This window comes from Serratia sp. PL7 (assembly GCF_945957435.1).
Genome location: NZ_CAMFLB010000009.1, coordinates 16,451 through 30,755, shown reverse-complemented (window position 1 = coordinate 30,755; position 14,305 = coordinate 16,451). Strand labels below are relative to the sequence as shown.

Here is a 14,305-nt window from a genome sequence, read left to right as displayed (position 1 = left end):
CTTGCCGCCGCACCACCGGAAGGAATGCGATGCCTGGCTTTATCCTGTCACTGTGGCACCAGATCGTGCTGTCTTTACCGCTGTTCGTCCTGATCGCATTGGGTTATGGGCTGATTCGCTGGGGGAAATGGCCCTCCAGCATCACCGATGGCCTGACGCGCTTCGTGTTTTCCCTCGCCTTGCCCGCCATGCTGTTTCGCATGATGTGCGACTTCTCGCAGCGCCCGGCGGTCGACGCCCGGCTGCTGATCGCGTTCTTTGGCAGCTGCCTGATCGTATTTGTGCTTGGCCGCCTGGTCGCCCGGCACCTCTTCCGGTTGGATGGCGTCGCCGGATCGGTGTTTGCGTTAGGCGGTATTTTCTCCAATAACGTGATGCTCGGTTTACCTATCGCCAGCGTAATGCTGGGGCAGGCGGCGATCCCGTCGGTGGCGCTGGTGCTGGTGTTCAACGGCCTGATCCTGTGGACGCTGGTGACGGTGTCGATCGAATGGGCGCGCAACGGCTCGCCGACGCTGAGCGGCTTCGCCAAAACCGCCCGCAGCGTGCTGACCAACCCGCTGATCGTCGGCATTTTGTCCGGCACGCTGTTTAGCCTGACCGGCTTGCCGCTGCCGGACTTCGTCGATCGACCGGTCAGCATGCTCGGCCAGGTGGCGGCGCCGCTGTCGCTGGTGGTGCTTGGCATGGGGCTTGCCGAGTACCGCATCAGCGAAGGCTGGCAGCTGAGCAGCGCCATCTGCGTGCTGAAGTTGCTGGTGCAGCCGCTAGTGATTTGGCTGCTGGCCTGGATGATGGATCTGCCGCCGATGGAAACCCGCGTTGTTGTGCTACTTGGATCGATGGCGGTGGGGGTGAACGTCTACCTGATGTCGCGCCAGTTCAATACGCTCACCGGCCCGGCCGCCACCAGCCTGGTGATGTCCACCGTGCTGGCGGCGATCACCACGCCGCTGATCCTCACCGTTATGGGCGTGCGGGCGTAGCCGGCATCGGCGCCTGCGGCACCGCCGGTGCGGTGCGATTGAACGGATCGCGCGGCTGGTTGCCGTTAGGCAGCAACTGCCCGCCGTTCGGCGTGGTTTGCATCAGCTGTTGCCGCTGATTGTCGAACTGTCGCTGCTGCTGCAGGCGGCGTTGATCCATCTGCCGGTTGTTCAACAAGCGCTGTTGCTGCGCTTGCTGGTTGTTTTGGTTGAGTAACTGCTGCTGTGAGCGCAGGTCGGTTACGCCGTTGGCCGCCGCCGCCAACCCAGGCAGCAACAGCAGAGCGAACAGAATGTGAGACGTTTTCATGATGGTTACCTCGCCTTTTTATTAAGCCTAACCCAGCGGTGAAATTTTGCCGGTAGTTTGTCTTTTGTTCAGATGTAAACTGCCTTTCATCCCCTTAGGCGTCCATCTTCCGTTACAATCGCCCTTTCGGTCTTTTTAGGGTGAACCCATCGTGCTGCTTTTGGTTATAACCACCATTCTGTGGGCATTTTCTTTCAGCCTGATTGGCGAGTACCTGGCGGGCCACGTCGACAGCGGATTCTCGGCGCTGGTGCGCATCGGGCTGGCGGCGCTGGCGTTTCTGCCGTTTCTGCGTTGGCGCAACATCAAACTCAAGGTGATCCTGCTGTATATGCTGGTGGGGGCCTTCCAACTGGGCATCATGTACCTGTTCAGCTTCCGCGCCTATCTCTACCTGACGGTGCCGGAATTCCTGCTGTTCACCGTGCTGACGCCGCTGTACATCACGCTGATCTACGACTTGCTGAGCGGCCGACGCCTGCGTTGGGGCTACGTCTTCAGCGCGCTGCTGGCGGTGCTGGGCGCGGCGATCATTCGCTATCACCAACTGAGTGAACACTTCTGGTGGGGGCTGCTGTTGGTGCAGGCGGCGAATATCAGCTTCGCCATCGGCATGGTCGGCTATAAGCGCCTGATGGAAGTGCACCCCTTGCCGCAGCACACCGCCTTTTCCTGGTTCTACCTGGGGGCGGCGGTGGTGGCGGTGGTGGCCTGGTTCCTGTGGGGTAACCCGCAGCAGCTGCCAACCACCAACCTGCAGTGGGGCGTGCTGATCTGGCTGGGCGTGGTGGCGTCGGGACTGGGTTACTTCATGTGGAACTATGGCGCGACGCAGGTCGATGCCGGCACGCTCGGCATCATGAACAACATGCATGTGCCGGCCGGGCTGCTGGTCAATCTGGCCATCTGGCAGCAGCAGCCGCACTGGCCGAGCTTTATCATCGGCGGGGCGGTGATCGTCGCTTCACTGTGGGTGCATCGACGCTGGGTGGCGCCGAAGCAGCTCGGCTAAACGGGGGCCGGCAGTTTATACGCCGGCCGCCAACGCTTTGGCGCCGGTCGCGCCAGGGCGTGCGGCGTCGCGCACGAACGGCAGATGATCGCAGGCGTGCTGGCGGGCCGAGCGGATAAAGGCTTCGGTCACCGCCTGGCGCTGTTCACCGTCGCGCACGGCGGCGTACAGGCGGCTCCACAGGCCGTCACCCAGGGTTTTGGTCACCACCAGCCCCTGCCGTTCGAAACTCTCCACCACCCAGTGCGGCAGCGCCGCAATCCCCATCCGCGCCGATACCATCTGGATCAGCAGCAGCGTGTTATCGACGTTCTTCAATGCCGGGTTGACGCCCGCCGGCTGCAGGAAATGCCGCCAGATATCCAGCCGTTGGCGCTGCACCGGGTAAATCAACAGTGTTTCATCGCTCAAGTCTTCCGGCTCGATGTGCGGCTTGCCGGCGAGCGGATGATCCGGCGCCAGCACCAGACGCACCTCGAAATCGAACATCGGCGAATAGTGCAGGCCGCTGCGCGGCAGAATATCCGACGTCATCACCAGATCCAGCTCGCCCTGTTGCAGGGCCGGCTGCGGATCGAAAGTGACGCCGGAGGTGAAGTCCATCACCACCTGCGGGAAACGCTGGCGGAAGTTGTCCAGCGCCGGCGTCAGCCACTGAATGCAGCTGTGGCATTCGATGGCGATGCGCAGCGTGGTCTGATGCGGCTCGTGGCAGGCCTGCAGCGCCTGTTGGATCTGCGGGAGGACCTGCTCCGCCAGCTGCAGCAGGATCTCGCCCTGGGCGGTGAAGCGCAAGGGCTGGCTCTTGCGCACGAACAGCTTGAAGCCCAGACGTTGTTCAAGATCGCTGAACTGGTGCGACAGGGCAGACTGCGTCTGGTGAAGTTGGGCCGCCGCCCCCGCCAGCGAACCGCTGTTGCGCAGGGCCTGCAGCGTCCGTAAATGTTTCAGTTCGATCATGAGAGTCCTTCACATTGACAGTGAATAAATTGCGCTTGTGGTTAATACAGTACCTGCTGATTATGGATGTGTAAACATCTGGACGGCTAAATGGGGAATATGACGATGGCAATTTTGAATCACACACTGGGTTTTCCTCGCGTTGGGCTACGACGTGAGCTGAAAAAAGCTCAGGAAAGCTACTGGGCCGGCAACTCAACGCAGGAAGAGCTGTTGGCGGTTGGCCGTGAGCTGCGCGCTCGTCATTGGCAACAGCAACAGCAGGCCGGGGTGGATTTGGTGCCGGTCGGCGATTTCGCCTGGTACGATCATGTGTTGACCACCAGCCTGCTGCTGGGCAACGTGCCGGCGCGCCATCAGAATGCGGATGGCTCGATCGATCTGGACACGCTGTTCCGCATCGGCCGTGGCCGCGCACCGACCGGCGAGCCGGCGGCCGCGGCGGAAATGACCAAATGGTTTAACACCAACTATCACTACATGGTGCCCGAATTCCAGCAAGGCCAGCAGTTCAAACTGGGCTGGACTCAGCTGTTGGACGAAGTGGATGAAGCGCTGGCGCTCGGCCATCGCATCAAGCCGGTGCTGCTTGGCCCGGTGACTTATCTGTGGTTAGGGAAAGTGAAGGGCGAGCCGTTCGACCGCCTGTCGCTGCTGAAAGAGATCCTGCCGGTTTACCAGCAGGTGCTGGCCGAGCTGGCGAAGCGCGGCGTCGAGTGGGTGCAAATTGACGAACCTGCGCTGGTGCTGGAGCTGCCGCAAGCCTGGCTGGACGCGTTCAAACCGGCTTACGACGCGCTGCAGGGGCAGGTGAAGCTGCTGTTGACCACGTATTTCGACAGCGTAGGCCACAACCTCGACACCATTCGCACGCTGCCGGTGCAGGGGCTGCATGTCGATCTGGTCGCCGGTCATGACGATATCGCCACGCTGAGCGCCGCATTGCCGCAAGACTGGCTGCTGTCGCTGGGGGTGATCAACGGCCGCAACGTTTGGCGCGCCGATCTGAGCCGCTGGTTTGAACGTCTGCAGCCGCTGGTGGGCACCCGCCCGCTGTGGATTGGCTCCTCCTGTTCACTGCTGCACAGTCCGATCGACCTGAGCGTGGAAAGCCGTCTGGACGAAGAAGTGAAAAGCTGGTTCGCCTTCGCGCTGCAAAAATGCGCCGAGCTGGCGCTATTAAGCTCGGCGCTGAACGCGCCTGACACGACGAAACAGGCTGAACTGGACGCCTACAGCGCGCCGATCCGCGCCCGCCGTCAGTCGAGCCGCGTGCATAACCCACAGGTTGAGCGCCGGCTGGCCGCGATCACCGCGCAGGACAGCGAACGCCACAGCGCTTACGCCGAGCGCGCCAGGGCGCAGCGCGAGCGTTTCAACCTGCCGGCCTGGCCGACCACCACCATCGGTTCGTTCCCGCAGACCACCGAGATCCGCGGCCTGCGTCTGGACTTCAAACAGGGCCGTTTGGACGGCAACAACTACCGCACCAGCATCGGTGAGCACATCAAACAGGCGATCGTCGAGCAGGAGCGCCTCGGGCTTGACGTACTGGTGCACGGTGAAGCCGAGCGCAATGACATGGTGGAATATTTCGGCGAGAACCTGGACGGCTTCGTGTTTACCCAGAATGGCTGGGTGCAGAGCTACGGCTCCCGCTGCGTGAAGCCGCCGGTCATCATCGGTGACGTCAGCCGCCCGGAAGCCATCACCGTCGACTGGGCCAAATTCGCCCAGTCGCTGACCGACAAGCCGGTAAAAGGCATGTTGACCGGGCCGGTGACCATCCTGTGCTGGTCGTTCCCGCGTGAAGACGTGACCCGCGAAGTGATCGCCAAGCAGATTGCGCTGGCGCTGCGCGACGAGGTGGAAGATCTGGAAAAAGCCGGTATCGGCATCATCCAGATCGACGAGCCTGCGCTGCGCGAGGGGCTGCCGCTGCGCCAATCCGACTGGGCCGCCTACCTGAATTGGGCGGTGGACGCCTTCAAACTGAATGCCGCCGTGGCGCAGGATGACACCCAGATCCACACCCACATGTGTTACTGCGAGTTCAACGACATCATGGACTCCATTGCCGCGCTGGACGCCGATGTGATCACTATCGAGACCTCGCGTTCCGATATGGATCTGCTGGAAGCCTTCAAAGAGTTCGAATACCCGAACGAAATCGGGCCGGGTGTCTACGATATCCACTCGCCGAACGTGCCGAGCGTGGAATGGATTGAAGCGTTGCTGCGTAAAGCGGCGCAGAACATCCCGGCGGAACGTCTGTGGGTCAATCCGGATTGCGGCCTGAAAACCCGTGGCTGGCCGGAAACCCGGCAGTCGCTGGCCAACATGGTATTGGCGGCGCAGCGCCTGCGCGAGCACGCGTGATGCCGTGCGGCGGGTAAACCGCCGCTTATAGATTTACTGGTGTGATGATTGGGCGCTTCGGCGCCCTTTTTTATGCGCGGGAAATTATTTGACGCCGTGCTGGGCGAACCACGCCAGCATGCGCTGCCAGCCGTCCTCCGCCGCTTCGGCGTTGTAGCTGGGGCGATAGTCGGCGTTGAATGCGTGCCCGACGCCAGGATATACCACGATTTCGGCCTCGGCGTTGGCGGCGCGGATCGCCTGACGCATGGTTTCCACCGTCTCCAGCGGAATGCCGCTGTCCTGCCCGCCATACAGCCCCAGCACCGGCGTCGACAGGTGGGTGGCGACATCGACCGGATGCTTCGGTGAATTCAGCGTTTTCTCGCCGACCAGTTTGCCGTACCAGGCGACCGCCGCCTTCAACTGCGGGTTGTGCGCCGCGTACAGCCAGGTAATGCGGCCGCCCCAGCAGAAACCGGTGATCGCCAGCTTGCCGGCGTCGCCGCCGTGGCGGATAGCCCAGTGCGCGGCGTGATCCAGATCCGACAGCACCTGACGATCCGGCACCTTGGTCACCAACTGCTGGAACAGTTCGCCGATATCGGTGTAGTCGTTGGCGTCGCCCTGACGGAAATAGAGCTCGGGCGCGATTGCCAGATAGCCCTGCTTGGCCAGGCGACGGCACAGATCCTGAATGTGCTCATGGACGCCGAAGATTTCCTGTACCACCAGCACGATGGGGAAGGGGCCGTTATGGTCGGCGGGTTTGGCGACATAGGCCGGCAGCGCGTCGCCCTGAGAAGGGATGGTCGTTTGCCCGGCGTGAATGCCCTGTTCGTCGGTGATAATCGCGGAGGCGGCCAACGGCGCGGCGGCCGGGGCGAATCCCCCCTGAGCCTGTTCTAATGTCATCACATGTTCGGTTTTCATTGCGGTCTCCGTGCAATAGAAAAAAGCGCTGAGATTAACTATAGGAAAGATTACCCATTATTGGCGCTGCGTGGCGCACTTTCGGACAAGTCGATAAAAAACGGCTAATTATCTGGCTTTGCGGCATTTTTAAGCGCTTTTTATCATGTTATTACGCGTTTTGGCCCACGTAAGTGCCATAAGGTGCGTTAGAGGGCTTTTTTGTCCCTAAGCAACCGATAAGATGGGGGTATTTCGAATTGATGAGCTAAATAGTTTCAGTCGGCAACCAACGGGCAGGGAGCGGCAAGGTTTGTCGGCTAGACTGAGATTTAGCGGTGCGTTCTGGATGCGTCATAGTGATTTTTTTCGTGATAAAAATCACAAAAAATATGTAGCATGTGATTTGTTTCTCTTTTCATAGTGACTATCGTCACGAAATTAAGCGGCGATTTTCAGTAGAGTGCTTTTTTGTTCCTCCCAATAAACATGATCCATGAGGAGTCTCGTATGTCTCAGTCTGATGTTTTTCATCTCGGCCTCACCAAGAACGATTTACAAGGGGCCCAGCTTGCCATCGTGCCGGGCGATCCGCAGCGCGTAGAGAAGATTGCCAAGCTGATGGAAAATCCGGTGCATCTGGCCTCCCATCGTGAATTCACCACCTGGCGCGCAGAGCTGGACGGCAAGGCGGTGATCGTCTGCTCCACCGGTATCGGCGGCCCGTCTACCTCTATCGCGGTGGAAGAGCTGGCGCAGCTGGGCATTCGCACCTTCCTGCGCATCGGCACCACCGGCGCCATTCAGGCCAATATCAACGTCGGTGACGTGCTGGTAACTACGGCGGCGGTACGCCTCGACGGTGCCAGCCTGCACTTTGCGCCGATGGAGTTTCCGGCGGTCGCGGACTTCGCCTGCACCACTGCGCTGGTGGAAGCGGCCAAAGCCAGCGGCGCGACCACCCACATTGGCGTGACCGCCTCTTCCGATACTTTCTACCCGGGCCAGGAACGTTACGACACCTACTCCGGCCGCGTGGTCAGCCGTTTTAAAGGCTCGATGGAAGAGTGGCAGGCGATGGGCGTGATGAACTATGAAATGGAATCCGCCACGCTGCTGACCATGTGCGCCAGCCAGGGCCTGCGCGCCGGCATGGTGGCTGGGGTGATCGTTAACCGCACCCAGCAAGAGATCCCGAACGCCGAAACCATGAAAAACACGGAAAGCAAAGCGGTGCAGATCGTAGTGGATGCCGCCCGCCGTCTGCTGTAATCACCTCCCCTCAACGGGCCGCTGACGCGGCCCGTTGAGGTTGATGACAAACCTCATGCCATTGCCGGGTTTGCAAAGAGCTGCGGATAACAAACAGGGAAAATCAATTCATTGATTTTCGGCTGATGACCACAAAGGAGGAAAAACCGCGTTTTTTCCTCCTTTGTCAACGAACTGAACGGGCCGCTGACGCGGCCCGTTTTTCCATTCGCGGCGAATCTGTTACGGTGATACTCCTCAGCGCTGCGCCGATGGCTGCCGCGCGTTGTCATAACAAAAACAACGAGGACGTTTATGACCGCCCAGATCCTGCTTCATCCTTCGCTTGCGCCGCTCGACGGTGGCATCAATTTCCGCGACTTCGGTGGCAACGGCGTGGCCGACGGGCGCCGCATCAAACGCGGCCTGCTGTTCCGCTCCGGTTCTCTCGAACGGCTGACGGAAAGCGACTGTACTTTCCTCGCTGGAGTGCCGGTACGTTCCGTGCTGGACTACCGCGATGCCGACGAGGTGCAGGCCAAACCGGATATTCTGTGGAATGGCGCCGACTATCACCACGTGCCGGCTAACCCGCTGAGCAGCGAAGTTAACGCCAACCTGGAAAAGCTCACCAACGAGACGCTGGCCGCTTTCGACGCCCGGGCGTTCATGCTGGAGCTGTATCGCCGCCTGCCGTTCGGCAATGCGGCCTATCAGCGGCTGGCGCAGCTGTTGAGCAACCCTGGCGGCGGCGCGATCGTGCAGCACTGCGCGGTCGGCAAGGATCGCACCGGGGTCGGTTCGGCGCTGGTGCTGTTCGCGCTGGGCGCCGACGAAGCGACGGTGCTGGAAGACTATCTGCTGACTGAAACCACGCTGGCCACTTTCCGCGAGCAGATGCTGGATCAGCTGTCTATCAAGCTGAATGCGGCGGCGCTGGAGCAATTCGCCTACGTGCTCAGCGCGCGCGAGGAGTTCCTGATGACGGCGCTGGGCTGCATCCGTCAGCAATACGGCTCCACTGACCGCTGGCTGGAAGCGGAATACGGCCTGGGCGCGGCCCAGCGCGAAGCGCTGCAGGCGTTTTACCTCGAGTAAATTACCGCGTGTTTAGCCGGGGTTTAACTCGCCCCGGCTTATCCTAGGCGGCGAATCATCGCGTATCAGGAGCCCTGCATTGAGCCTCAATGACGTTATCAACTGGGTCAGCGACGTCGTGCGTCAGCACGAAGGCTGGGCCATTCCCATCATCTTCTTCCTGGCGTTCGGTGAGTCGCTGGCGTTTTTGTCGCTGCTGCTGCCGGCCACGGTGATCCTGCTGGCGCTGGGCGCGCTGATCGGCGAAAGCGGCATCGCCTTTTGGCCGATTTGGGCCGCCGCCGCCGCCGGGGCGTTTTTCGGCGACTGGCTCTCTTACTGGATCGGCTATCACTATCAGGATCGCGTGGCCCATATGTGGCCGCTGTCGCGCAATCCGCAGCTGCTGGCGCGCGGCCATGCCTTCTTTGAGCGCTGGGGCGTGCTGGGCATTTTCATCGGCCGCTTTTTCGGCCCGCTGCGCGCCGTGGTGCCGCTGGTGGGCGGCATTTGCGGCATGCCGCAGCGCTATTTCCAACTGGCCAACGTCACGTCGGCGATGATCTGGGCGTTCGGCATTCTGGCGCCGGGGGCATTCGGCATCAAGTGGCTCAGCCAGTGGCTGGGCTGATTTCTCGCTAAATTGCGTAGCGCCGCGCAATATTGTGCGCGGCGGGCAAAATCAGGCTGGACATCCATACAGCCTCCCCTTAACGTGACGGGCAATGGGCGTGCGAAACGCCGGAACGGCAAGGTGCAACAGGAGGCAGGGTGGATACCAGTCTGATTTATGGGATTGGCGGCGTCGCGATCGGCATGCTGTTGGGGTGGCTGATCGCCAGTCTGCGGGTGCAGCAGACGAATGCGCAACATGAAACCGAACTGCGGTTGCTGGAGCAAGCGTTGCAGCAGGCGCAGCAGGAAACGGCCGTGCGGCAGGATACCCTGCAGCGTCATGAGCAGCAGTTGCGCCAGAGCGAGCTGGAGCTGCGCAACCTGCACAGCCAGCTGGCAGCCGGACATGAGAAGCTGCAACAGCTCAACCATTGGCGCAACGAATGCGAACTGCTCAATCAGGAGCTGCGCGCCCAGCGCGAGGTTAACAGCGCGCAGGAGGCCGAGCTGCGCGAAGTCACCATCCGTCTGGAAGAGACGCGTATGGCGGCGGAGGAGAAGCAACGCCTGCTGATCAACAGCGAACAGCGCCTCACCACCCAGTTTGAAAATCTCGCCAATCGCATTTTTGAACACAGCGGCCGCAAGGTGGACGAGCAAAATAAGCAAAGCCTGGATCGTTTACTGCTGCCGCTGCGCGAACAGCTGGACGGTTTCCGCCGCCAGGTTCAGGACAGCTTTGGCCAGGAGGCGCGGGAGCGCCACACGCTGACGCACGAGATACGCAATCTGCAGCAGTTGAACGCGCAGATGGCGCGCGAGGCGATCAACCTCACCAAGGCGCTGAAAGGCGACAACAAAACGCAGGGCAACTGGGGCGAGGTGGTGCTGAGCCGGGTGCTGGAAGCCTCTGGCCTGCGCGAAGGGCATGAGTATGAAACGCAGGTCAACGTGCGGGTGGATCACCAGAGCCGCATGCAGCCCGATGTGATCGTACGCCTGCCGCAGGGCAAGGATGTGGTGATCGACGCCAAGATGTCGCTGATCGCCTACGAGCGCTATTTCAACGGCGAGGATGAGGCGGAGCGCGAGGCGGCGCTGAGCGAACATATCGCCTCGCTGCGCGGCCACATCCGCATGCTGGGCCGCAAGGACTATCAGCAACTGCCGGGGCTGCGCTCGCTGGACTATGTGCTGATGTTCATTCCGGTCGAGCCCGCCTTCCTGCTGGCTATCGATCGCGAGCCGGAGTTGATCAGCGAAGCGCTCAAGCACAACATCATGCTGGTCAGCCCGACCACGCTGCTGGTGGCGCTGCGTACCATCACCAACCTGTGGCGTTATGAGCATCAGAGCCAAAATGCCCAGCGCATCGCCGATCGCGCGGCGAAACTGTATGACAAGATGCGGCTGTTCGTGGACGATATGTCCGCGCTGGGGCAGAGCCTGGACAAGGCGCAGGGCAGTTATCGTCAGGCGATGAACAAACTGAGCGAAGGCCGTGGTAATCTTATCGGCCAAATTGAAGGTTTCCGCGCGCTGGGGGTTGAGGTCAAACGGCCGATCAACCCGCTGTTGGCGCAGCAAGCCGGCGCGCAACACGATGACGCGGAAGAGGCGAACGACGATGATGTCGCCGCGCTGCCGCAGACGAAAGACGATGACGATACCGCCGGGGAGCCGGGCTTCGTTTCGCACGGCTGAGGCCGTGGCGAGGTGGGGTATTCCCCAGGCTTCTGGTACACTCATCAACACAAAATTGACTGAATAGCAGGCAGGACAATGGCAGATCAACCGCAGGAAACCACCGATTTCGGTTTTCGCACCGTCGCTAGAGACGAAAAACAGGCCATGGTGGCGGACGTTTTTCATTCGGTAGCGGCAAAGTATGACGTGATGAACGACCTGATGTCGTTCGGCATCCACCGTATCTGGAAGCGTTTCACCATTGACTGCAGCGGCGTGCGCCGTGGGCAGCGCGTGCTGGATCTGGCCGGCGGTACCGGCGACCTGGCGGCCAAGTTCTCCCGCATGGTCGGCGAGCAGGGGCAGGTGGTGCTGGCGGACATCAACGATTCGATGCTGAAGATGGGGCGGGAGAAGCTGCGCGATCGCGGCATCGTCGGCAATATCAATTACGTGCAGGCCAACGCCGAGGCGTTGCCGTTCCCAGATAACTACTTCGATTGCATCACCATCTCCTTTGGCCTGCGTAACGTGACCGACAAAGACAAAGCGCTGCGCTCGATGTTCCGCGTGCTGAAGCCGGGCGGGCGCCTGTTGGTGCTGGAATTCTCCAAGCCGCTGCTGGCTCCGCTGAGCAAGGCTTATGATGCCTACTCCTTCCATGTGTTGCCGAAGATCGGCGAGCTGGTGGTGAAAGATCCGGACAGTTACCGTTACCTGGCGGAATCGATCCGTATGCACCCCGATCAGGAAACCCTGAAAGGCATGATGGGCAACGCCGGTTTTGAAAACGTCACCTATTTCAACCTGACCGGTGGGATTGTCGCCCTGCATCGCGGCTTCAAGTTCTGAGAGGGAGATGCCGATGCTGTTTACCCCTCTGCTGACCGGTGCGCTGGAAACCTCGCTGAATAACCTGCTGTTTCGCGATCGCAGCATGAAAGCCGCTCGCCAACGCCTGGCGGGCAAGGTGCTGCGCATCGAACTGGAAGAGTTGGCTTCACCGCTGGTGCTGGTGTTCAGCGAACTGCGTGTGGATGTGCTGGGGCAGTCTGAAGACAGTGCCGATTGCACCGTGCGCAGCCGCATTCCCGCCTTACTGAAGCTGCGCGATCGCCAGCAGTTGCCAGTGCTGATGCGCAGCGGCGAATTGACGGTGGAAGGCGATATTCAGGTGGTGCAACAGCTGGTTGGCCTGCTCGATCTGGCGGAGTGGGATCCGGCGGAATGGCTGGCGCCTTATATCGGCGATATCGCCGCTCAGGGCATTACGCAGGCGCTGGGCAAAGGCGCTTCGTTACTCAAGGCCGGATTGATGCGTCGGCAGCAAGACATGGCTGAGGCGCTGACTGAAGAGTGGCGTCTGGCGCCGGGGCCGCTGGAAGTGGTGTGGTTCAATGAAGAAGTGGATGCGCTCGCCCGCGGCGCGGAAGCGCTGATTGCCCGCATGGATAAGTTGGAGGGCAAGCGATGACCCCAGGCGAACTGCGTCGTTTGTATTTTATCGTCCGCGTTTTTCTCAGCTATGGGCTGGACGAGCTGATCCCGACAATGCGTTTGACGCTGCCGCTGCGCTTCGGCCGCCGGCTGCTGTTCTGGATGCCTAATCGGCACAAGGACAAACCGCTGGGCGAACGTCTGCGGCTGGCGCTGCAGGAATTGGGGCCAGTCTGGATCAAGTTCGGCCAGATGATGTCGACCCGCCGCGATCTGTTCCCGCCGCACATTGCCGATCAGCTGACGCTGCTGCAGGATCGGGTGGCGCCTTTCGACGGTGCGCTGGCGCGCAAGCATATCGAGCTGGCGATGGGCGGCCCGCTGGAAGCCTGGTTCGACGACTTCGATCAGCAGCCGCTGGCCTCTGCCTCGATCGCGCAGGTGCATACTGCGCGGTTGAAAACCACCGGCCAGGAAGTGGTGCTGAAGGTGATCCGGCCGGATATCGGGCCGATTATCAAAGCCGATGTGCGCTTGATGTACCGGCTGGCCGGTTGGGTGCCGAAGCTGTTGCCGGACGGCCGCCGCCTGCGTCCGCGCGAAGTGGTACGCGAGTACGAGAAAACCCTGCTGGACGAATTGAATCTGCTGCGTGAAGCGGCCAACGCCATTCAGCTGCGTCGCAATTTCGACGGCAGCCCGATGCTGTACGTGCCTGAAGTCTACTCCGACTACTGCCGCGAAAGCGTGTTGGTGATGGAGCGTATCTACGGCATTCCGGTCTCGGACATCGCCACGCTGGAGCAGCAGGGCACCAACATGAAACTGTTGGCGGAACGTGGCGTTCAGGTGTTCTTTACCCAGGTCTTCCGCGACAGCTTCTTCCATGCGGACATGCATCCCGGTAATATTTTCGTCAGCTACGAACATCCGGAAGATCCCTGCTACATCGGCATCGACTGCGGCATCGTGGGTTCGTTGAACAAGGATGACAAACGCTATCTGGCGGAAAACTTCATCGCCTTCTTCAACCGCGATTACCGCAAGGTGGCGGAACTGCACGTCGACTCCGGTTGGGTGCCGCGTGACACCAACGTGGAAGATTTCGAGTTTGCTATCCGCACCGTGTGCGAACCGATTTTCGAGAAGCCGCTGGCGGAGATTTCCTTCGGCAACGTGCTGCTGAATCTGTTTAACACCGCGCGCCGCTTCAATATGGAAGTGCAGCCACAGCTGGTGTTATTGCAGAAGACCTTGCTGTATGTTGAAGGACTGGGACGTCAGCTCTACCCGCAGCTGGATCTGTGGACCACCGCCAAGCCGTTCCTCGAGAGCTGGCTGCGCGATCAGGTCGGCATTCCCGCCGTGGTGCGTGCGTTGAAAGAGAAAGCGCCGTTCTGGGCGGAGAAACTGCCCGAACTGCCCGAGCTGTTTTACGACAGCCTGCAGCAGCATAAACTGTTGCAACAAAGCGTTGATAAGCTGACCAACCAGATGCAGGCTCAGCGGGTTCGTCAGGGGCAGTCACGTTATTTGTTCGGCGTTGGCGCTACACTGTTGGTAAGCGGCACGCTGTTGCTGCTGGGGCAAATCGAGGTGTTTCCCGCCTGGATGATGGCCGCCGGCATCGTATGCTGGGTGATTGGCTGGAAGCGAACCACCTGATTTAATTCGTTACTCTGGTAAAGTCGGCTCTATAAT

The 14,305-nt window shown here is 60.7% G+C and carries 13 protein-coding genes; 10 read left to right on the top strand and 3 right to left on the bottom strand.

The features are described from left to right. The first annotated feature begins 29 nt into the window (after positions 1-29). Positions 30-986: an AEC family transporter gene (locus tag N6G83_RS29300; protein WP_025304911.1), complete on the top strand. Its 957-nt coding sequence runs from the start codon at positions 30-32 to the stop codon at positions 984-986. On the opposite strand, the gene N6G83_RS29295 is transcribed toward N6G83_RS29300, so the two are convergent. After that, positions 967-1,296: a hypothetical protein gene (locus N6G83_RS29295; protein WP_025304912.1), complete on the bottom strand. Its 330-nt coding sequence runs from the start codon at positions 1,294-1,296 to the stop codon at positions 967-969. The genes N6G83_RS29300 and N6G83_RS29295 overlap by 20 nt on opposite strands. A gap of 151 nt (positions 1,297-1,447) precedes the next feature. Here N6G83_RS29295 and N6G83_RS29290 point away from each other — a divergent pair, with 151 nt between their 5' ends. Further along, on the top strand, positions 1,448-2,308 hold the full coding sequence (locus N6G83_RS29290; protein WP_260515956.1) for a carboxylate/amino acid/amine transporter: 861 nt from the start codon (positions 1,448-1,450) through the stop codon (positions 2,306-2,308). A gap of 15 nt (positions 2,309-2,323) precedes the next feature. On the opposite strand, the gene metR is transcribed toward N6G83_RS29290, so the two are convergent. Beyond that, on the bottom strand, positions 2,324-3,268 hold the full coding sequence (gene metR, locus N6G83_RS29285) for an HTH-type transcriptional regulator MetR (protein ID WP_016929455.1): 945 nt from the start codon (positions 3,266-3,268) through the stop codon (positions 2,324-2,326). 90 nt (positions 3,269-3,358) lie between these two features. Here metR and metE point away from each other — a divergent pair, with 90 nt between their 5' ends. Further along, positions 3,359-5,647 (top strand): 5-methyltetrahydropteroyltriglutamate--homocysteine S-methyltransferase, encoded by a 2,289-nt coding sequence (gene metE / locus N6G83_RS29280; protein WP_197813046.1) that lies wholly within the window; start codon positions 3,359-3,361, stop codon positions 5,645-5,647. 84 nt (positions 5,648-5,731) lie between these two features. Here the strand turns inward: metE and N6G83_RS29275 are convergent, their stop codons facing one another. Then, positions 5,732-6,559: a dienelactone hydrolase family protein gene (locus N6G83_RS29275; RefSeq protein ID WP_025304915.1), complete on the bottom strand. Its 828-nt coding sequence runs from the start codon at positions 6,557-6,559 to the stop codon at positions 5,732-5,734. A gap of 489 nt (positions 6,560-7,048) precedes the next feature. Between N6G83_RS29275 and udp the strand changes: the two genes are divergently transcribed. From udp to ubiB, 7 genes are all read left to right on the top strand, one after another. Further along, positions 7,049-7,810 carry a uridine phosphorylase gene (udp, locus tag N6G83_RS29270; protein WP_004934432.1) on the top strand — a complete coding sequence of 254 codons (762 nt, stop codon included), beginning with the start codon at positions 7,049-7,051 and terminating at the stop codon, positions 7,808-7,810. A gap of 294 nt (positions 7,811-8,104) precedes the next feature. Next, positions 8,105-8,887: a tyrosine-protein phosphatase gene (locus N6G83_RS29265; RefSeq protein ID WP_025304916.1), complete on the top strand. Its 783-nt coding sequence runs from the start codon at positions 8,105-8,107 to the stop codon at positions 8,885-8,887. 79 nt (positions 8,888-8,966) lie between these two features. Then, positions 8,967-9,497: a DedA family protein gene (locus N6G83_RS29260; protein ID WP_004934438.1), complete on the top strand. Its 531-nt coding sequence runs from the start codon at positions 8,967-8,969 to the stop codon at positions 9,495-9,497. Between the two features lie 140 nt (positions 9,498-9,637). Further along, entirely contained in the window at positions 9,638-11,185 is a 1,548-nt protein-coding gene (rmuC, locus tag N6G83_RS29255) for a DNA recombination protein RmuC (protein WP_049209369.1), read from the top strand. A gap of 78 nt (positions 11,186-11,263) precedes the next feature. Beyond that, positions 11,264-12,019 (top strand): bifunctional demethylmenaquinone methyltransferase/2-methoxy-6-polyprenyl-1,4-benzoquinol methylase UbiE, encoded by a 756-nt coding sequence (ubiE, locus tag N6G83_RS29250; protein ID WP_025304918.1) that lies wholly within the window; start codon positions 11,264-11,266, stop codon positions 12,017-12,019. A gap of 13 nt (positions 12,020-12,032) precedes the next feature. Beyond that, positions 12,033-12,641 carry an SCP2 domain-containing protein gene (locus N6G83_RS29245; protein WP_025304919.1) on the top strand — a complete coding sequence of 203 codons (609 nt, stop codon included), beginning with the start codon at positions 12,033-12,035 and terminating at the stop codon, positions 12,639-12,641. Next, a complete protein-coding gene (gene ubiB / locus N6G83_RS29240; RefSeq protein WP_025304920.1) occupies positions 12,638-14,269 on the top strand; it encodes a ubiquinone biosynthesis regulatory protein kinase UbiB in 1,632 nt (543 codons plus the stop codon). Before N6G83_RS29245 ends, ubiB begins: the two co-directional genes overlap by 4 nt. Positions 14,270-14,305: the final 36 nt, after the last annotated feature.